This is a genomic window from Marispirochaeta aestuarii (assembly GCF_002087085.1).
GTDB classification, from domain to species: Bacteria; Spirochaetota; Spirochaetia; order JC444; family Marispirochaetaceae; genus Marispirochaeta; species Marispirochaeta aestuarii.
In genome coordinates, this window is sequence record NZ_MWQY01000011.1 from 25,378 (window position 1) to 42,953 (window position 17,576).

At 55.5% G+C, this 17,576-nt stretch carries 18 protein-coding genes; 11 read left to right on the forward strand and 7 right to left on the reverse strand.

Annotated features, from left to right (window positions below):
• Positions 1 to 80: 80 nt before the first annotated feature.
• The gene (locus tag B4O97_RS10820) at positions 81 to 2,537 is read left to right on the forward strand and encodes a FlgD immunoglobulin-like domain containing protein (protein ID WP_083050761.1); all 2,457 of its coding nucleotides are present in this window, start codon (positions 81 to 83) and stop codon (positions 2,535 to 2,537) included.
• A 63-nt stretch (positions 2,538 to 2,600) separates the two neighbouring features.
• On the opposite strand, the gene B4O97_RS10825 is transcribed toward B4O97_RS10820, so the two are convergent.
• Together B4O97_RS10825 and B4O97_RS10830 are read right to left on the reverse strand one after the other, a co-directional pair.
• Complete coding sequence (locus B4O97_RS10825) at positions 2,601 to 4,067, reverse strand: HAMP domain-containing sensor histidine kinase (RefSeq protein WP_083050762.1); 1,467 nt, start codon at positions 4,065 to 4,067, stop codon at positions 2,601 to 2,603.
• Positions 4,045 to 4,722, reverse strand: a complete 678-nt coding sequence (locus B4O97_RS10830) for a winged helix-turn-helix domain-containing protein (protein WP_083050764.1) — start codon at positions 4,720 to 4,722, stop codon at positions 4,045 to 4,047. Before B4O97_RS10830 ends, B4O97_RS10825 begins: the two co-directional genes overlap by 23 nt.
• Before the next feature lie 106 nt (positions 4,723 to 4,828).
• Between B4O97_RS10830 and pyrC the strand changes: the two genes are divergently transcribed.
• The gene (gene pyrC / locus B4O97_RS10835) at positions 4,829 to 5,824 is read left to right on the forward strand and encodes a dihydroorotase (protein ID WP_083050765.1); all 996 of its coding nucleotides are present in this window, start codon (positions 4,829 to 4,831) and stop codon (positions 5,822 to 5,824) included.
• On the opposite strand, the gene B4O97_RS10840 is transcribed toward pyrC, so the two are convergent.
• Positions 5,814 to 6,554, reverse strand: coding sequence for a DUF6062 family protein (locus tag B4O97_RS10840; protein ID WP_083050767.1), 741 nt, complete (start codon positions 6,552 to 6,554; stop codon positions 5,814 to 5,816). The genes pyrC and B4O97_RS10840 overlap by 11 nt on opposite strands.
• A gap of 145 nt (positions 6,555 to 6,699) precedes the next feature.
• Here B4O97_RS10840 and hisA point away from each other — a divergent pair, with 145 nt between their 5' ends.
• Entirely contained in the window at positions 6,700 to 7,446 is a 747-nt protein-coding gene (gene hisA / locus B4O97_RS10845) for a phosphoribosylformimino-5-aminoimidazole carboxamide ribotide isomerase (protein WP_083050768.1), read from the forward strand.
• Positions 7,447 to 7,463: 17 nt separating this feature from the next.
• On the forward strand, positions 7,464 to 8,021 hold the full coding sequence (gene hisE, locus B4O97_RS10850; RefSeq protein WP_083050770.1) for a phosphoribosyl-ATP diphosphatase: 558 nt from the start codon (positions 7,464 to 7,466) through the stop codon (positions 8,019 to 8,021).
• A 99-nt stretch (positions 8,022 to 8,120) separates the two neighbouring features.
• Here the strand turns inward: hisE and B4O97_RS10855 are convergent, their stop codons facing one another.
• Positions 8,121 to 8,381 carry a nucleotidyltransferase domain-containing protein gene (locus tag B4O97_RS10855; RefSeq protein ID WP_158084260.1) on the reverse strand — a complete coding sequence of 87 codons (261 nt, stop codon included), beginning with the start codon at positions 8,379 to 8,381 and terminating at the stop codon, positions 8,121 to 8,123.
• Between the two features lie 111 nt (positions 8,382 to 8,492).
• Between B4O97_RS10855 and B4O97_RS10860 the strand changes: the two genes are divergently transcribed.
• From B4O97_RS10860 to B4O97_RS10880, 5 genes are all read left to right on the forward strand, one after another.
• Positions 8,493 to 9,596 (forward strand): M24 family metallopeptidase, encoded by a 1,104-nt coding sequence (locus B4O97_RS10860; protein WP_083050973.1) that lies wholly within the window; start codon positions 8,493 to 8,495, stop codon positions 9,594 to 9,596.
• Between the two features lie 30 nt (positions 9,597 to 9,626).
• The gene (locus tag B4O97_RS10865; RefSeq protein ID WP_083050773.1) at positions 9,627 to 10,613 is read left to right on the forward strand and encodes a tripartite tricarboxylate transporter substrate binding protein; all 987 of its coding nucleotides are present in this window, start codon (positions 9,627 to 9,629) and stop codon (positions 10,611 to 10,613) included.
• A gap of 84 nt (positions 10,614 to 10,697) precedes the next feature.
• Positions 10,698 to 11,162: a tripartite tricarboxylate transporter TctB family protein gene (locus B4O97_RS10870; RefSeq protein WP_083050775.1), complete on the forward strand. Its 465-nt coding sequence runs from the start codon at positions 10,698 to 10,700 to the stop codon at positions 11,160 to 11,162.
• 17 nt (positions 11,163 to 11,179) lie between these two features.
• The gene (locus B4O97_RS10875; protein ID WP_083050776.1) at positions 11,180 to 12,661 is read left to right on the forward strand and encodes a tripartite tricarboxylate transporter permease; all 1,482 of its coding nucleotides are present in this window, start codon (positions 11,180 to 11,182) and stop codon (positions 12,659 to 12,661) included.
• Positions 12,662 to 12,752: 91 nt separating this feature from the next.
• Positions 12,753 to 13,796: a Gfo/Idh/MocA family protein gene (locus B4O97_RS10880; protein WP_083050778.1), complete on the forward strand. Its 1,044-nt coding sequence runs from the start codon at positions 12,753 to 12,755 to the stop codon at positions 13,794 to 13,796.
• 11 nt (positions 13,797 to 13,807) lie between these two features.
• On the opposite strand, the gene B4O97_RS10885 is transcribed toward B4O97_RS10880, so the two are convergent.
• On the reverse strand, positions 13,808 to 14,515 hold the full coding sequence (locus B4O97_RS10885) for a FadR/GntR family transcriptional regulator (protein WP_083050780.1): 708 nt from the start codon (positions 14,513 to 14,515) through the stop codon (positions 13,808 to 13,810).
• A 74-nt stretch (positions 14,516 to 14,589) separates the two neighbouring features.
• A complete protein-coding gene (locus B4O97_RS10890; protein WP_083050781.1) occupies positions 14,590 to 15,219 on the reverse strand; it encodes a histidine phosphatase family protein in 630 nt (209 codons plus the stop codon).
• A 246-nt stretch (positions 15,220 to 15,465) separates the two neighbouring features.
• Here B4O97_RS10890 and B4O97_RS10895 point away from each other — a divergent pair, with 246 nt between their 5' ends.
• Positions 15,466 to 15,855 (forward strand): hypothetical protein, encoded by a 390-nt coding sequence (locus tag B4O97_RS10895; protein ID WP_083050783.1) that lies wholly within the window; start codon positions 15,466 to 15,468, stop codon positions 15,853 to 15,855.
• Positions 15,856 to 15,909: 54 nt separating this feature from the next.
• On the opposite strand, the gene leuB is transcribed toward B4O97_RS10895, so the two are convergent.
• Entirely contained in the window at positions 15,910 to 16,992 is a 1,083-nt protein-coding gene (gene leuB, locus B4O97_RS10900; RefSeq protein ID WP_083050784.1) for a 3-isopropylmalate dehydrogenase, read from the reverse strand.
• Positions 16,993 to 17,131: 139 nt separating this feature from the next.
• Here leuB and B4O97_RS10905 point away from each other — a divergent pair, with 139 nt between their 5' ends.
• The gene (locus B4O97_RS10905) at positions 17,132 to 17,494 is read left to right on the forward strand and encodes a rhodanese-like domain-containing protein (protein ID WP_083050786.1); all 363 of its coding nucleotides are present in this window, start codon (positions 17,132 to 17,134) and stop codon (positions 17,492 to 17,494) included.
• Positions 17,495 to 17,576 lie beyond the last annotated feature (82 nt).

Here is a 17,576-nt window from a genome sequence, read left to right on the forward strand (position 1 = left end):
TTTAACTTGCCCTCGTAGTATATATTTTTGTGTGCTACAATAAAGGCAATGTAACAGTCTCGAATAAAGTGAGGGACAAAATGAAACGCAAATTATTAATCTCTATTACAATTTTCACAATTCTTCTTACCGGTCTTTTTGCCGGAGGAAACAAGGAAGTGCCGGAGGTCCCGGCGGTAACATCGGGGACCCAGTATATTTCTCCCAATGGGGACGGTATTCAGGATTCGGCGACCCTGCAGTTTACCGCGAAGGTCTATGTCAAAAGCAAGCAGGGCTATATTCCGGAATACGGAATACAGATATTCAACGAGTCGGATACCCTGGTCCACGAGGTTATCGAGAAAGAACCTTCCGACGTTAACTGGTTTTTCGCCCTGTTCCGGGGCTACGACCTTTTTGAACTGGAGAAGGAGATTACCTGGAACGGCCGGGACCAGTCGGGAAACCTGGTCCCTGAAGGGGCCTACGATGTCCGGCTGTACGTGCTGGATTCCTCGAAGAACAGGACCGAAACCGATGTCGACACCTTTATCGTGGATGTGACTCCACCGGAGGCGACGATTACTCCTCCGCCGAACAATATCTTCAGTCCCAACGGGGACGGTGTCGCCGATGTGTATATCCTTCAGCAGGAAGGATCCGAAGAGCTAGAGTGGAAAGGCGTATTTGCCAACGCGGCAGGTGAAGAGGTCCGGACCTTTACCTGGACGGAATCCGCCCCCGGGGATGTTCTCTGGGACGGGACCGACGACAATGGTACCAAGGCTGATGATGGAGAGTACACCTACACCCTGAACTCCACCGACCGGGCGGGAAACAGTTCGGAAGACTACGTGGTGGAAGACATTATTCTCAACTCGGCGACCCCGGCCATCGATATGAGCCTGGATGCGACCTATTTCTCCCCCGACGGAGACGGACACCAGGACACCATAACTGTAAGCACCACCGTCCAGAATGCCGGGGAGGTCGTACGCTGGACCGGCCGGGTCTTAAGCGACAGTCGGGAGGCTCTTGTCAGCGTAGGTGGAGAGGGCAGTGTACCCGAGACCTATGTTGTTACCGGCTATGACGATCAGGGCCGCAGAGCCCCGGAAGGCTTCTATACCATATCCTATACCGTGACCTATAAAAACGGTTTCTCCACCTCCGCCGAGCGGCGCATACGCCTGGATGTTACAGATCCGAAGGTGGATATCCGCTACGATGATATCTTTTCTCCCAACGGAGACGGACAGAATGATTTCAACGATATCGCCATAAGCTCTACTGAACCGGTCTCCTGGAGCGGACAGCTTGTCGATGCAAATGGCAATGTCCTGATGGAAGGTTCGGGCCGGCAGATTATCAATCAGTTCCGCTGGGACGGACGGGGACCCGGCGGGGAGGCGCTGCCCGACGGCAGCTACTTTGCCAAAGGAGTTTTCACCGACCCTGCGGGAAACCGATACATTCAGGAACCCCTGGAGATCCGTATCGACAATCGGGAGGTGGACATCGCCATGACCACCGGAAAGGTCCTCTCCCCGAATAATGACGGGGTGGAAGACGTACTGCCGGTGGTCCTGGAGCCGACTATAGATGCTGAAATCGCCAGCTGGAGACTCTCCTTCGAAACGGAAGCTGGAGACGCCGTCCAGAGCTATTCCGGCGGTGCCGAACTTCCGGACACCCTCTTCTGGGATGGAAGCACTGAATCCGGCCGCCGTGCCGCGGAGGGGCGCTACAAGGCAAGCCTGCGGGTCGTATACGAGAAGGGCGATATCGTGGAGAAGAAGTCTCCCGCCGTTTACCTGGACATTACTCCACCCAGAATCAAGCTTGCAGTGGCCTCAGAACCCTTCGCCAGAACCAATGGAGATATTGAAGGCGAGGTGCGGGTTGCCATCGACGTGGAGGACGAGACGGAGATCGCCGAATGGAGCATCGATATCCTGAACAGCAGGGGCGAGGTTATCCGCAGCTACGCCGGAACCGGAAACCCGGCTCATCAGATAACCTGGAACGGTACCACCGGCGAAGGTAAGGTCGCCAATCCCGATGACAGTTATCAGGTGCAGGTCAGCATCGTGGACGTTGGGGGCAACAGATCGGTATATACAGAAGGTCTGCCCTTCGATGTAGCCATCATGGTGAAGGACGGGAAGTATTATATTCTCACCCCGAACATCATCTTCGGCGCCTACAAGCATGCCCTTGATTCCGCCGGGGAGGCGATGTACAAGCGCAACCAGGAGTCCCTTGACCGGGCGGCTGCAGTTCTGAAGCGCTACCCCGCCTACGACCTGATTCTCGAAGGTCACGCCCTGAATATCTATCTTGACGGTCCCCGGGAGGATGATGAAGAAGAGATCCTCGGACCTCTGACGGAACGGCGGGCGGCCACGGTACGGGACGCGCTGATTGAGCGGGGAATCCCTGAGGAGCGGATCAGCACGGAGGCCTTCGGCGGCCAGCACCCCATAGTCTCCGTCCGGGACAAGACGATCTGGTGGAAGAATCGCCGGGTCGAGTTCAGGCTGGAGAAGGAATAAAGGAAGGGCATCTGCAAGAAACCTGCTGGTTTTTTACAGGTGCCCGGAATACAGCCGTGTCTATTATTCAGCCCCTTTCCTGTCGATTCCGGCAGGAAAGGGGCTTTTTTGCAGCGGAAAGGCCATGGAAAAACGGACGCCTCCCTCGGGGATATTTTCAGCGCTGACCTCTCCGCCGTGGGACTCCACTACAGCTTTTACCAGGCTCAAGCCCAGTCCCATGCCGGGAACGGTGTTCCCCGGTGCACGATACAGGCGCTCCCAGATTCGGGAGAGCTCCTCCTCCGGTATCGGGGGGCCCTGGTTTTTCACGGAGAGGTGGAATATGTGTCTCTCCTGCTTCCGGTCCAGGCTGCCGTGGAGGGTGATTTCACTCCCCGGGGGGGAATACTTTACCGCGTTATCCAGCAGATTTCCCGCGGCCTGGTTGAAACGTGCAGGGTCCACGGACAGAGCTTCCGGGAACTCTCCCTCCAGCTGAAGGGTAATTTCCCGTTCCGAAGCGACAAACTGGTAGATTTCCATGAGCTTTTCAAGGGACTCCCGGGGATCAATCTTCCGGCGGTTCAGTTTCAGGATTCCCGATTCTGCTTCCGAAATGTCCATAACCGCGGTCAGAAGGGTCAGAATGCGCTCCGACTCTTCCAGGGCATCCGAAAGGGCATCATCCTTCCGGTTCAGGTCCGTACTCTGCAGGGCCAGTTCCGCACTGCTGCGGAGGCGGGTAAGGGGGGTTCTCAGGTCGTGGGCCACCGTGTCCAGGGTCTCCTTCATGCGGCTTATGAGCCCCTGAATGCGTTCAAGCAGCCGATTGAAGAGGTCCACCAGTTCGTCCATCTCATCGGGACGCGGGACATCCCGGCGCAAGGGGAGCCGGGCGCTCAAGTCCCCGGTACGGATTATTGAGCCCAGGGCGGCAGAAAGGCGCTTGAGGGGTGCTATGGCCCTGGAGGCGAGAAAAAGCCCCGCAGCGAGACCAAAGAGCAATACCAGCAAGAGGAGAAGTAGAAAATTTCGCCGGTACAGCCCCAGAAAGGCCTCCCGCCGTTCGGTGCTCATGCCGACCTGGACGAGATACTCCTGGTCCAGCTGTATCGTATTCACCTCCAGGGTAAAGTCCATGCGTTCGCTCTGAATCATGAGAAGGGTATCGAAATCCGATATGTCCTGTTCCTCCAGTACTTTCTGGATGCTGAAGGAGCCCCAGTGTTCCGGATAACTCAGGAAGATTGTATTGTTTGCGGCGGTCGCTACCCGGACAAAGTAGGGCCGTTCATCAAGAATCAGGCTCTCTGCTTCGAGGCTCTCCACAAGACCGTCCAGGCCGGAGGTCTGATAATGTGCCCAGTAGGAGAGGAGACGCCGCTGAATATAGCCCTCATCTTCGCCGCGGAGGGAGCGGTAGAGGGTAATGAAGGTTCCTCCGAAAAGGATCCCGGAAGAAAGAATCATGACCAGGAAAAAGATCGTTGCCAGCCGGATGTAGAGATTCCCCGGCAGGAGCCCCTTATTCTTCAGCTTTGAGGACATAACCGACCCCCCGTACCGTGTGAATGAGCTTCTGCTCGAAGTCCTTGTCTATTTTACTTCGTAATCTGGAAACCAGCACATCCACCACGTTGGTCTGGGGGTCGAAGGAGTAATCCCAGACATGTTCCATAATCATGGTCTTGGATAGCACCTGTCCCTTGTTGCGGATCAGGTACTCCAACAGGGCGAACTCCCGGGGCTGAAGCTCAATTCTGGTTTCTCCCCTGCTTGCCTGATGACTTACCAGGTCCAGGGTCAGATCTCCAGCCTGAAAACTGGTGGGGGAACTGCTGCGGGTGGAACGACGAATCAGGGCCTGGATGCGGGCCATGAGCTCGGCAAAGGAGAAGGGTTTTACCAGGTAATCGTCTCCCCCGGAGCGGAAACCCGAGACACGGTCGTCCACGTCACGTTTCGCACTCAGTATCAGAATCGGTGTCTGGTTCCCCTCGTTCCGGAGATTTTCGATCAGGCTGAGTCCGTCGATTCCCGGGAGCATTATATCGATTATTGCCGCGTCGAAATGACGGATTTTCAGGAGATCGTAAGCATCCTCTCCGCTGCTTACATGATCAACTGCGAATCCGGCTTCCTTGAGTCCTTTTTTCAGGAAATCCGCGATTCCCCTGTCGTCTTCAACCACGCAGATGTTCATCGATTCCTCCCCTGCATACCGATCCCGCTGTCCCCGGACAGGCGCAGCGTATAATCGAAATAACTGGTATTTATCCTCACTTCATTTTACAATAGACTTAAAGGACATGGAACTGACAATCCGTATTCCGGACGACTTACATCTTCACCTCAGGCAGGACCGGACCCTGGAGATCTGTGCTCCCCTGAGTGCCGCCGGCTTTGCCCGGGCCCTGGTTATGCCCAACACCCTGCCGCCGCTGACCAGCCCTGAAGCCCTGCGTCGCTACAGGGAGGAGATAGAGAGTGCAGCCCCGAATCTGAGCCCCCTTCTGACTTTCAAGATAGTCCCCGGCCTCGATCCTGAGCAGGTGGGGCTCCTTAAACGGGCAGGGGCAGTGGCGGGAAAGTACTACCCCGCCGGGGCGACCACCAACGCCGAGGACGGCTTCTCCGATATCAAAGGAGCCTTTCCGCTGTTCCACGCCCTGCAGGCGGAGGAGATGGTTCTTTCCATCCATGGAGAAGACCCGGATGCCCCGGTTTTTCTGCGAGAGGAGGCCTTCCTCTCGCAGGTGCAGACAATAATCGATAACTTTCCCCGCCTCAGGATAGTGCTGGAGCACCTCTCCTGCAGGGCATCGGTTGAGGCCGTACGGTCCTGGCCGGAGAGGGTGGCAGCGACGATTACCGCTCATCATCTGGCTTTTTCTGTGGAGGACCTTCTGGGAGGCAGATTGAACCAGAATCTCTTCTGCAAGCCCGTATTGAAGGGAAGGGAAGATCAGAAGGCCCTGATAGAGGCGGTCGTATCCGGGGATAGCCGGTTCTTCTTCGGTTCCGACAGTGCGCCCCATTCACGGAAGGCAAAAAACGAGGGGGCCGCAGGATCCTTCACCTCCCCCGTGGCACTGCCCCTGCTGGCCGCTGTATTCAGTCAGGCCGGTAAAATAGACAGGCTTGAGGACTTTACTTCACGCTTTGGTGCGGAGTTCTACCGGCTGCCCCTGAACAGGGAGAAGCTGAGCCTGCGCCGGGAATCCTGGACGGTTCCCGCTTCCTATGAGGATATCGTTCCCCTCTGCGCCGGCGAAGAGCTGGAATGGCGGGTACTCAGGGCCTGAAGTCCTTACCCGTCAGTTTTTCTATCCCCTCGTCCAGGGATTCGTCACTGTAGTTCAGGTCCTTCCGCTCGTACTGGGGATCGAAACTTCGGGAGTAGTCAAAGAGTTCCCCCTCCAGTCTGTGGAAACTGTCCTGCTCCATGACCAGGGTCTCCCGGATCCAGCTTTTCCAGTCCTCTCTGGCTTTGCCTCCCAGGTTTTTCAGTCCCGAGCAGAGGGTCTCCGACGCCATGGCGACAAGTCCCCCAAGATGCCTGAGGCAGACCCCCCGGGATTCGCGATACCGTTTTCGAAACCCCTGATCGTCGGTTTTCCACAGGTGGACCACCGTAAAATAGTAGCGCTTCATGGTCGCTTCGAGCCGTTCGCAGATGACGCATCCGGAAACCTGGGACTCGAGTTCTGTGATGGCGGACTCAAGCCTCTTTTTATCGTACTGTCCGATCTTCTCCAGGATTTTTTCCATTCGGAAGGCAGCTTCTGTAAAGCGGGTGTGGGCCAAAAGACTCAAGGCGTGACGTTCTCCCCGTATTCTGCCCAGGGCCGACCAGTGAGCCCTGCAGAAGCCCCGGGCGTTTACGGTGACCCGGGTCTCCGGAGCCATGACCGAGCTGCCGAGATAGTACTTCATGTAACCTTCCTCGGCTTTCTGTTCCAGCAGGCAGAAGGGACACTCGCTGTCCGCCTCAAAGGCGTCCCGGACAGGAATGGTTTCCAGGTTGTATTTCATCTGTTCAGAAGGGTACGTGGAGACTGGGCTTTCTGCAAGTCCCGATAGGGGGAGTCTCTTTCCGGCAGCACTCTTTTCTTAACCCGGTCTTCCTGTTAATCTGGTTTCCGGTCCTTAAAGCCGGACCTGCAAGGAGTTCTGAGTCATGAGATTCCGTCCCTGCATAGATCTGCATCAGGGAAAGGTGAAACAGATAATCGGAGGCACCCTCAGTGACGATGGTGCCCAGGAGAATTTCGTCTCCCCCCGGGATGCCGCCTGGTATGCCGATCTTTACAAAAGGTACAGACTTGCCGGGGGGCACGTAATCATGCTGGGTCCGGGGAATACCGAAGAGGCTCTGAAGGCGCTGAAGGCCTATCCGGGAGGGCTGCAGGTGGGCGGCGGGATAGATCCGGAGAATGCAGGCATGTTTCTCGATGCCGGCGCCATGGGAGTTATAGTAACCTCCTGGGTTTTCCGGGAGGGGCGGATCGACTTTGAACGTCTCGAGGCCATGAAAAAGAAGGTAGGCCGGGAGCGCCTGATTCTCGATTTAAGCTGCCGCCTGAAGGATGGGAGCTACTGGATTGTTACCGACCGCTGGAGCCGCTTCACCCTGACACCCCTGAATGCCGAAACCCTTGAACAACTGGGCGATTCCTGCGGAGAGTTCCTGGTTCACGCCGCGGATGTGGAGGGAAAACAGCAGGGAATCGAGGATCCCGTTGCTGCCCTGCTTGGGGAGGCCTCTCCTGTTCCGGCAACCTATGCCGGGGGTATCAGGAACCTGGAGGATATCGATCTGGTCCGGAGCCTGGGAAAGGGAAGGGTCGATTTTACCGTGGGCAGCGCCCTGGATATCTTCGGCGGCTCTCTGCCTTTTTCAAGCCTGGCCGCCGAATATGCCTGACTGCAAGGAGATGTTGTATGGAACGTGATGCCATCCTGCCGCTGATTCTGAAGGATGAGAAGGGAACCATTGTGGATGTACTGCTGGAATCAGAAAAAGGACACCGTAAAAGCATCGAACAGAGGATAATCTGGCATGTCCACAAGGATACCGGCAGGCTTCTGCCCTACCGGGAGCAGACCCCCTTTAAGGAAATCCTGAAAAAAAGCGGATGGTACGAGGCCCTGCTCTTTTCAAATCAGGATACCCCGACGGAGTCAGCAGAGGAATCTGAGGAATTATCGGAAGCTCCGGAAACCTCCGGGGCTGACACCCTTGGGCGCCTTGCCCGGGTTATCCGGCAGCGGCGCATCAATCTTCCGGAGGGTTCCTATACCACCCACCTCTTTACTTCCGGGGAAGAGAAGATCCGCAAAAAGACCGGCGAAGAGGCGGTGGAACTGATTCTTGCCCGCGAACCCGGGGAGATCGTCTACGAGGCAGCGGACCTGATCTATCACATGCTGGTGCTGCTGGAGTCCCTGGGAATCGACTATTCCGCCGTACTGGCGGAACTGGACAAGCGATCGCGCTAGGTTCACGGAGAATGGAAAGCAACCATGTGGGTTAATAGCTCATTATTAATGATTTCCTCAATCAAGATCAAATCGGAAAACGCTGATTCCATCCAACCTTCAGCAGGCTTTCTCATAGATTATCCTGCTTTTGGTATTTATATCCCAAAAGAATGAGCTTTTATTACTCAATATAAGCTCATATTCTTTTTTCGGGATCGTTTCGTTATCAAGCACCACGATAATATCGATATCACTATCGTTATGTAGATTCCCCGTTGCAGCCGAACCAAACAAGATGATTTTATATGGATCGACCTGCATTAACGCTCCCGTGATTTGATCGATGTATTTTTCATATTCAAGCATCGCATTCATCATATGAGTGAACATATTCTACCTGTCTGTACATGTTCATAAAAACTCAGATTTCTATTTGACAGCAGATGTCTGACGTCGTATAATGAGTGCATGACAATCAGGGAGGCATCCATGGATCTATCAGAAGAACTTCGGATTAAACGCCAGAGAATCACACAGCTGCTTGAGAACCTCGATCTGGACGGCCTTTACCTCAAGAGTCAGGCGAACTTTTCCTGGGCCACCGGGGGAGGAATCAACACGGTAGGAATAACCGGCGAACTGGGCGCAGCGGGGCTGCTATTTACCCGGAGTGGTGATTACGCTGTGTGTAATAATATTGAAGTGAACAGAATGGGCAGCGAAGAAAGACTCGAAGAGCTTGGATTCGTGCTCAAATCCTACACCTGGCACGAAAACAGGGAACAGCAGATCGTACATGAGCTTGTTGAACCCGGGCGTCTGGGAGCTGACTTCGCTTTTCCAGGCGCCCGGGAACTCAAGGCCGAGGTGGCCCGTCTGCGCTACTCCCTCACAGAGTCCGAGCTTGAGCGCTACAGGCAGCTTTGTTACCTGACCAACCTGGCTCTGGAGACAACGGCCGTGGAGGTTCGACCTGGAGACCGTGAGTGCGAAGTAATCGGGCGCCTGTCTGAACGTCTGTGGGCTGACCGCATCGATATTGTAACGACCTTCTGTGCGGCGGATGAGCGCATCGAGCAGTACCGCCACCCTGTGGCTACCCGGAAGCAGGTGGAAAAAAGGGTCATGCTGGGATGCAATGCCCGGCGAAACGGCCTGATTGTCTGCCTGACCCGTTTTGTTCAGTTCGGAACGGTCCCGGAGAAACTGAAGAAACAGTACCGGGACAATGTCGAACTGGATCTCGTTCTCTGGACCAACACCGTCCCGGGCAGATCAGTTCAGGTGCCCTTCAAGGCCGTGGAAAAGGAATACCGGCGCCTGGGATATGACGGAGAGTTTAACCTTCATCATCAGGGTGGTGCTATCGGGTATGCCCCCAGGGATTACCGGGTTGATTTTTCTACCGAAGAAACAATATCGGAAAATCAGCCCTTCTGCTGGAACCCTTCGATTACCGGAACCAAGAGTGAGGACACAATCCTTGCAACACAAGCGGGTCCGGTTCCCCTGACCAGACCAATTATATTTCCAAAACTGCATATGGATGTTAACGGCGCTCGTTTTGAGCGTGCGGACATACTCGTTTTATAGGCGAGAATAGATTTTTCAGGAGGCGTTTGTATGAAAAGGAGAGTAATCCATTGTGCGGCGATACTGCTGGTTCTCCTACTAGTTAGTGGGCCGGTATTCGCGGAAGGACAGGCCGAGAAAGAGTACCCCGCCCGGGACATCGAACTTATGGTTCCCTGGGGTGTCGGCGGTGCGACGGACATAATGTTCAGAACCTTCATGTCGGTTCTTCCCAAGTATCTGGGAGCGCCGGTGATTATTGTCAACCGTCCCGGCGGCGGAGCGGTTCCAGGTTATGCCGAAGCAATGCAGAAAAAGGCCGACGGCTACTACTATGTTGCCTGGGCAACACCCAGTATAACCAAAGTCCATATGAGCAAAACCCCCTACGATGCGGAAACCTTTGAGCCTGTTATTAACCTTGTGAGTGCTCCGATCTGGCTTCTGGTGCCCGGGGATTCACCCTACAAAAACCTCAATGACCTTCTGGCTGATGCGAAACGCCGCCCGGGACAGGTTACCCTGGGTAACGCGGGAGCTGGCGGCGGTACCCACATGATCGCCCTGGCCTTTGAGAATGCCGCAGGGGTACAATTCAACCATGTGCCTCATGCCGGGGGTGGACCCACCGTAGTTGCCGCAGTCGGCGGTCATGTGGATGCCATCAGCGTAGGTCCCCCGGAGGGCGTTGCCCAGCTCGAGAGCGGACAGCTCAGGTGCCTGGCGGTATTTGCAAAGGAGCGGCTCGAGGCTTTTTCTGACTATCCCACCGCGGTAGAGCAGGGGGTTGAGTTCTCCCTTGGCCAGTGGCGGGGAATTGCAGCTCCCAAGGGAACCGACCCGGCCCAGATCAAACACGTCCATGATGCCTTTAAAAAGACCATGGAAGATCCTGATTTTATCAAACTTGCCGATAATGCAGGGCTTCTGCTGGATTACAAAGGCACCGAAGAGTTCAAGGAGTGGGTAGCGGAGCAGGACAAGCTCTATGAGAATATAGTCAAGTCCAATAAGCTCGGTGACCGCTACGAGTACTGACGCAACAGTCTGACGTGTAATGCATAATGTGCAGGTAATACCGGGTCAGCCGGTATTACCTGATTTATCTATCAGGGAGTATCTATGGCCAAGGCCAATATAGTTATAGGTTCGATCTTTTTTCTGCTGGCACTATTGATGTTCGCAGTTGCCCTTGATTTTCCGAAGCCCCAGGTCTCGGGACTTTCTCCCCGGGTGTTTCCCCAGTTTGTGGCTGTCTGTACCATGATCTTTTCCGCCATGCTGATAGTCAAAAATGTACGGCTTCTTGCGGGAAAGGATACTGTGGTGCAGGAGAAAAAAAAGCTGGATTCTCAGTTTGCGGCACGCTTCGGTATCTTCAGCGCAGCGGGGGTTCTGTATGTTCTCTTAATTGATAAAATTGGATACCTTATAGCAACCCCTATTCTGATAGCAGCCACCATGCTCCTCTTCAACGAAAAACGCTGGTTTCGGGTACTGATGGTCTCGGTGCTCACGACGCTGATATTGTACATGCTGTTCCGCATGGTATTCCGCGTACCTCTGCCCAGAAATCCTCTGTGGTAATGTAAAAGGATAGGCTTATGTCCGCATTGATTCAGGGACTTCAATTCGTTTTTACTCCCATAAACTTTCTGTTTCTGTTTATCGGCACCGCCGGGGGTATTGTCGTCGGTGCCATTCCCGGTCTTACGGGTTCCGTTGGAATGATCCTGCTGCTTCCCTTTCTGTTTTATCTGCAGCCGGCGGTTGCCCTGATAATGCTTGCCGGGATGTTTTGCGGCGCCATTTACGGCGGGTCAATCTCGGCAATCCTGATTTCCACCCCCGGGACCCCTTCGGCAGCAGCTACGGTACTGGACGGCTACCCTCTGGCCCAGAAAGGAGAAGCCGGCAAGGCTATCGGTGTCGCCACCATAGCGTCCACCTGCGGCGGGATTATCTCGACTCTGTGTCTTATATTTATCGCACCCCAACTGGCCCGGGTTGCCTTGAAATTCGGTCCGGAGGAGTACTTTGCCCTGATGGTCTTCGGGCTGACGGTAATCGCGAGCGTTTCCGGCGCTTCCCTGGTCAAGGGGATCCTGTCGGGACTGTTCGGCCTGTCCATTGCGGTTATCGGCATTGATCCCATATCGGGCTACGATCGCTTCTCCTTCGGTATTCCCAACCTGATGACCGGGTTTCCCATGCTGCCGGTGCTGATAGGTTTGTTCGCAATTTCACAAATTTTTATCGAACTGCAGAAGATCGGGCAACCCCTTACAATCTATAAGCAGAAGATTAAAGGTGTTCTACCGACCAGAAAGGAGCTGAAAGACCTGTTCAAGGTAATAATTCCCTCCTCTTTTCTGGGGACTTTTATCGGCATTATCCCCGGAACCGGAGGGGCCATCGCCTCTTTCATGGCCTACAACGAGGCGCGGCGTTTTTCCAGGGACAAGGAGAGCTTCGGTGAGGGTAACATTCTGGGTATCGCGGCGCCGGAGGCCGCAAACAACGGAACCACCGGGGGCGCCATGGTTCCCCTGTTGTCCCTCGGAATTCCAGGAGACGTGGTTACCTCGGTTATGCTGGGCGCCCTGATGCTTGTGGGCCTCAGGCCGGGCCCGCTGATGTTCAAGCAGAATCCCGAGATAATAAACGCCCTCTTTGTCGGCTTTATGACCGCTCAGTTTCTGATTCTCGCCCTTGGCCTGTTGAGCGTACGGGTTTTTCCGGCCATACTCAGGGTTCCCTCATCGATTCTGTTCCCGGTGATTCTGGCCCTCTGCTTTCTGGGGTCCTTTTCTCTTGGAAACAGTGTTTATGACATGTTCGTGGCCCTGATGTTCGGGATAATAGGCTTTTTCCTGAGGAAGTTCGGCTTCGCCATGGCCCCCATCATTCTCGGCATTATTCTGGGGCCCCTGGCGGAGCAGAACCTGGGGAAGGCCCTGATTATCTCCCATGGAAACTGGGGGACCCTGTTCAATTCCCCCATTGCCCTCTTCTTCTACGCCATTTCCCTGGCATCGGTCAGCTATTCCCTGATGCGCATGAAGAGGCCCAACAAGCAGCACTGATACGGGAAGGGGCGGCATCGCCGTCCTGAACTGAAAGCAGAACAGAATCGGAGAAGGCAGGTCCGATGGCGACTGAAAAAAGGAGTACAGCATGAAACTGCGATACGGCATTATCGGTACAGGAATGATAGCGGAACACCAGGCCAGGGCCCTGGGGGATGTGAAAGATGCTGAGGTAACGGCGGTGCTGAGCCGCAGCAGCCTGAGAGCCCGGGACTTCGCGGAAAAGTTCGACTGCAGGGCCTGCACGGATATGAGTGAGTTCCTTACGGAGGTCGACGCTGTCTCAATCTGCACCCCCGCGGGGCTGCACCTGGAATCGGCCCTGCCTGCCCTGGAGGCGGGAAAACACCTGATGGTGGAAAAACCCCTCGAAATCAGCCTTAAACGGGGTATGCAGATCGTCGAGGCGGCGGAAAAGAAAAACCTCAAGCTTGGCGGGATTTTCCAGTCCCGCTTTTACGAGAGCTCCCGGGTAATTAAAAATGCCCTCGAGGAGGAACGCTTCGGCCGCCTGATTATGGGAGATGCCTACGTAAAGTGGTTTCGCAGCCAGGAATACTATGACCGGACTGACTGGAAGGGTACGTTTGAGTACGACGGAGGCGGTACCCTGATGAATCAGGCGATTCACGCGGTGGATCTATTACAGTGGTTCATGGGACAGGTGCGGAGCGTCCAGGCCCGCTGCTCCATCCTGGGACACTCGGGTATCGAAGTGGAAGATACTGCCGCAGCAGTGCTGGAGTTCGATAACGGCGCCCTGGGGGTCATCGAAGGTTCGACGGCCGTGTATCCCGGATTCTTGAAAAGAATCGAGATATCCGGAACTCAGGGTACTGCGGTCCTGGAAGAGGAGGAGCTCAAGACCTGGAGTTTTGAGTCCGAGAGGCCGGAGGACCCGGAAATCCGGGAGCGCTGCGGGGTACAATCAGGCTCCGGCGGCGGAGCCTCGGATCCCGGTGCCATCAGCACTCTGGGGCACCGGCTTCAGTTTGAGGATTTTACCCGGGCCGTACTGGAAGACGGGGAACCGTTTATAGGCGGAATCGAATCCCTGAAATCGGTGGCAATAATCGAAGCAATCTACGCAAGTGGAAAAAGCGGCAGGATGGTTCCGGTGGAGCGTTTGTAGTTTCCTGCCCGCTAACTGGCCTTATCAGACTTGCGGCGTACAAGGCGTTCGTGGCTGTTTTTCAGATGGGTCTGCATGAGGGAAAAGGCTTTGTCCGCGTCATGTCCCGCGATGGCTTTGTATACGGCAGTGTGTTCCTCCAGGGCCACACCGTGGTCCCGGATGGTCGGATTGGAATCCGCGTAGGTATTCAGGATTGAATCGAGAATGATCGGAACGACCCGCATAATGATCTGGTTGCACGAGGCTTCGGCTATGCTGCGATGAAAATCCAGCTCTATTGCCATACCGATACGGTGCTCATGGACAACCTCCCGCATCTTTTCTATGCACTCCCCGATCTTGTTCAGGCCCTTCTCCGTGGCGTTTTCCGCCGCCAGGCGGGCTACTCCCGGTTCAATGGCGAGGCGCGCCTCGGCCAGGGATATCTGCAGGTCCGGGGCCAGTATAAACTCAAGACCCAGCGGGTCTCTGGCTAGCCCCGGGGCACGGGAGACGAAGGTGCCCCGGCCACGGACAATCTCCACAATGTTCTGGGATACCAGGGAGTTCACCGCCTGCCGGATTGTGGGACGGCTGACCCCGAAGAGCCGGCCCAGCTCGATCTCGTTGGGAATCTTGTCCCCGGGTTTCAGGTGCTCGTTTCGTATGAGCATCTTGATGTGTTCGGTGACCTCGTCTGAAAGGCGGTGCCCCGAAGAGCCAAGCTTTTTGTACATACCAATAGTCTCCCAAAATACTGTATAGGAATACTATAAGAGGTAAGACAACTGTCGTCAATGGTTACAAGTGTTTATTGCACCTCGTCCAGCATTCTGGACTCCCTGTCAAGATGGCTCGTATCGCCCAGCACCCTGAGCCGCCAGGCTCCTTGAGCGTATTCGAGCATATTGAGGGCGCAGTTGTAGAGGGCAAAGCTGCGGGGGGCATTGTGGGGAATGTGCAGCACATGCCGCAGCATGGTGCTGATAAAGGCACCATGACTGACCGCAATAATCCTCTCATGAGTATGTTTTGCTGCAATATCCCGAAGGAAGGACCGGCCCCGATCCAGGAGCTGGTTCAGGGACTCCCCCTCAGGGATGATATAATCAACCTCGAAGTAGCGCTCCCAGATATCCGCGTGGCCGTCGCGGATATGATCGAAGGTGAGTCCGGTAAGAATGCCCACGTTGCGTTCCCGCAAACGGATATCGGATTCCGGTCTCAGTCCGCATTCATCGGCGATAATCCGGGCCGTGGAAAATGCCCTGCCCAGATCGCTGGTGTAGACGGCCGAGGGAGACAGGGCCGCGATCCGTTCTGCCAGTAAACGGGCCTGGCGCTCTCCCTCGGATGTAAGAGGGCTGTCCGCCTGCCCCTGGAAGCGTTGCTGTGTGTTCCACTGGGTTTCGCCGTGGCGCAGAATGTAAAGTTCGGTCATGCCTGTCGAGAATACGTATTATGCCTGCCCTGGGCAAGAGCCGGAGTCGGTTCCTGCTAAAATCTTCCCCCAGCGCCCTCGGCATGGGCTGCTGGCCATCGAGGCAAACCGGGAAAATGGCCCAACGCCCTAAGCCCGTTGATGTCAGCACCTTTCGGCTTCTTGTTTTCTCCTCTTTTTCGCGGTATTCTTGAAGCAGAAACAGAATCCTCCGGTTCTACCATTTTGATAACGGAGGATATGTAGATGGGAGATCCTGCAATGACCCTGGGTCCGGAAGAACTTCAGAAAATCGGTGATTATGTCCGTTTGCATCTGCCCGACTGGATGCAGGGGATGCCCGCCGCCGGGCGGAACAACGACATCATTGAACGCGCCGTACGGGTGGAGGAAGAGCTCAAGGCCCAGCGGGAGCTGATGCAGGTCCGTTTCGAGTCCCTGCAGGAGCTGATGGAGACCCGCTTTGAGGCGATGAACAGACGCTTTGAGTCGCTGCAGGAGCTGATGGAGACCCGCTTCGAAGCAGTCGACAGGCGTTTCGAGGTGGTGGACAAGCATTTTAACAGCCTGCAGTGGACCATGGGGCTGGGCTTCACCCTCATAGCCGCGCTGATGGGGATTTTCAACTTTTTCTGATCCACCTTCAGCTGTATCATCATGTATGAGTGCAGGCATGGTGCTTCCCGACGGCTAAATCTTCCCCGCTATCCGGTCTCCCATCTCACCCGTCCCGATCTGCTTCATCCCCGGGGACATGATATCCGCAGTACGGTAGCCCTCGTCCAGAACGCCTTCGATGGCGGCGTAGATGTCGTCGTAGGCTTTGTCCAGCCCCAGGCTGTACTTCAGCAGCATCCCGGCGGAGAGGATCTGGGCGATGGGGTTCGCGATTCCCTGTCCCGCGATGTCCGGGGCCGAACCGCCGGAGGGTTCGTAGAGACCGAAGGGCAGCTCGCCCTCGGAGGCCTCCGCCAGGGAAGCCGACGGCAGCATTCCCAGGGAGCCGGTTATCATGCTGGCTTCATCGGAGAGTATGTCTCCGAACATGTTGCCGCAGAGCATTACATCGAACTGTCGGGGGTTCCGGACCAGCTGCATGGCCGCGTTGTCCACGTACATGTGGCTCAAGCTTACATCGGGGTACTCCGCTCCCAGTTTTGTGATGACCTGCCGCCACAGCACCATGGTGGACAGGACGTTGGCCTTGTCGATGGATACCAGCCGGCTGTTGCGCCTGCGGGCGGTCTCGAAGGCCAGGCGACCGATGCGTTCGATCTCATCGGCGGTATAGACCATGGTGTCGAAACCCTTTACGCCGTCGTTTCCCTTGGGCTGGCCGAAGTAGATACCCCCGGTGAGCTCCCGGACGACCATGACGTCGAAGCCTTCGCCGATTATCCCGGCCTTCAGGGGAGAAGCCTCTTTGAGCTGGGGAAAGACAATAGCGGGCCGCAGGTTGGCGAAGAGCCCGAATATTTTTCGCAGCGGCAGGAGGGCCCCCCGTTCCGGCTGCTCCTCAGGCGGAAGGGTCTCCCATTTGGGGCCTCCAACCGAACCGAAGAGAACTGCGTCGGCCTTGCGGCAGGTTTCCACCGTATCTTCAGGCAAAGCCTTCCCGTGCCGGTCGATGGCGATTCCCCCTACGTCGGCGGGGGTAAAGTTGAAGGAAAGGTCGTACTTGCCTGCGATTTTCGCCAGGACCTTTTCGGCCTCCGCCATCACCTCCGGCCCGATTCCGTCGCCGGGGAGCACTGCTATGGTATAGGTCTTCATGGAACCTCCTGTATTTCTGCATCTGTTGCTTAATAAATACTTAAGTAACCGTAATTATACTAAATATACTGTTCCGGGAAAAGAGGGCGGGTCCTGTGTATCTGTATTAAAATGCTGATTTTCGCTATACTCCCGGTATATGGATTCTTCTACCCTCATCAGCCTGGCCGGCATCTGTGCCGTCGCCTTTTTGTCGATCTATTCTCAGGTTTATCTTTCCCGGCGTAAAAAGCGTCTTGCCGATAAAATTGCCGCAGGTCCCAAGGTCATCGATGTCCGCAATCCCAAGGAGTACCGGCAGGACCGTTACCCCGGAGCGATTAATATTCCCGTTCAGAAGCTCTACATGGAACCGACGAAAGCGGGACCGAAGGATGTCCCGATTCTGGTTTATTGCCAGAACGGCAGCCGGGCCCGCCGGGCCAGGCGCATCCTCAAAGCCTATGGCTATAAGGATGTAACCAACGCCGGAGGGCTGGAAAAACTGAAAGCCCTGAGCTGACAGCCGTTTTTAAAAGCTTGACATCTCGTATGCATACTCCCATACTGAATACGTATCCAAATAAATAGTACGTACTCAAGGG

What these genes read in the sequence shown, in the direction of transcription:
- leuB (WP_083050784.1), bottom strand. Translation starts at nt 16,992, where the DNA reads ATGAAGACCTATACCATAGCAGTGCTCCCCGGCGACGGAATCGGGCCG.
- B4O97_RS10880 (WP_083050778.1), top strand. Translation starts at nt 12,753, where the DNA reads ATGAAACTGCGATACGGCATTATCGGTACAGGAATGATAGCGGAACAC.
- B4O97_RS10820 (WP_083050761.1), top strand. Translation starts at nt 81, where the DNA reads ATGAAACGCAAATTATTAATCTCTATTACAATTTTCACAATTCTTCTT.
- hisE (WP_083050770.1), top strand. Translation starts at nt 7,464, where the DNA reads ATGGAACGTGATGCCATCCTGCCGCTGATTCTGAAGGATGAGAAGGGA.
- hisA (WP_083050768.1), top strand. Translation starts at nt 6,700, where the DNA reads ATGAGATTCCGTCCCTGCATAGATCTGCATCAGGGAAAGGTGAAACAG.
- B4O97_RS10830 (WP_083050764.1), bottom strand. Translation starts at nt 4,722, where the DNA reads ATGAACATCTGCGTGGTTGAAGACGACAGGGGAATCGCGGATTTCCTG.
- B4O97_RS10825 (WP_083050762.1), bottom strand. Translation starts at nt 4,067, where the DNA reads ATGTCCTCAAAGCTGAAGAATAAGGGGCTCCTGCCGGGGAATCTCTAC.
- B4O97_RS10905 (WP_083050786.1), top strand. Translation starts at nt 17,132, where the DNA reads ATGGATTCTTCTACCCTCATCAGCCTGGCCGGCATCTGTGCCGTCGCC.
- B4O97_RS10875 (WP_083050776.1), top strand. Translation starts at nt 11,180, where the DNA reads ATGTCCGCATTGATTCAGGGACTTCAATTCGTTTTTACTCCCATAAAC.
- B4O97_RS10860 (WP_083050973.1), top strand. Translation starts at nt 8,493, where the DNA reads ATGGATCTATCAGAAGAACTTCGGATTAAACGCCAGAGAATCACACAG.
- B4O97_RS10890 (WP_083050781.1), bottom strand. Translation starts at nt 15,219, where the DNA reads ATGACCGAACTTTACATTCTGCGCCACGGCGAAACCCAGTGGAACACA.
- B4O97_RS10885 (WP_083050780.1), bottom strand. Translation starts at nt 14,515, where the DNA reads ATGTACAAAAAGCTTGGCTCTTCGGGGCACCGCCTTTCAGACGAGGTC.
- B4O97_RS10855 (WP_158084260.1), bottom strand. Translation starts at nt 8,381, where the DNA reads ATGATGAATGCGATGCTTGAATATGAAAAATACATCGATCAAATCACG.
- B4O97_RS10840 (WP_083050767.1), bottom strand. Translation starts at nt 6,554, where the DNA reads ATGAAATACAACCTGGAAACCATTCCTGTCCGGGACGCCTTTGAGGCG.
- B4O97_RS10870 (WP_083050775.1), top strand. Translation starts at nt 10,698, where the DNA reads ATGGCCAAGGCCAATATAGTTATAGGTTCGATCTTTTTTCTGCTGGCA.
- B4O97_RS10865 (WP_083050773.1), top strand. Translation starts at nt 9,627, where the DNA reads ATGAAAAGGAGAGTAATCCATTGTGCGGCGATACTGCTGGTTCTCCTA.
- B4O97_RS10895 (WP_083050783.1), top strand. Translation starts at nt 15,466, where the DNA reads ATGGGAGATCCTGCAATGACCCTGGGTCCGGAAGAACTTCAGAAAATC.
- pyrC (WP_083050765.1), top strand. Translation starts at nt 4,829, where the DNA reads ATGGAACTGACAATCCGTATTCCGGACGACTTACATCTTCACCTCAGG.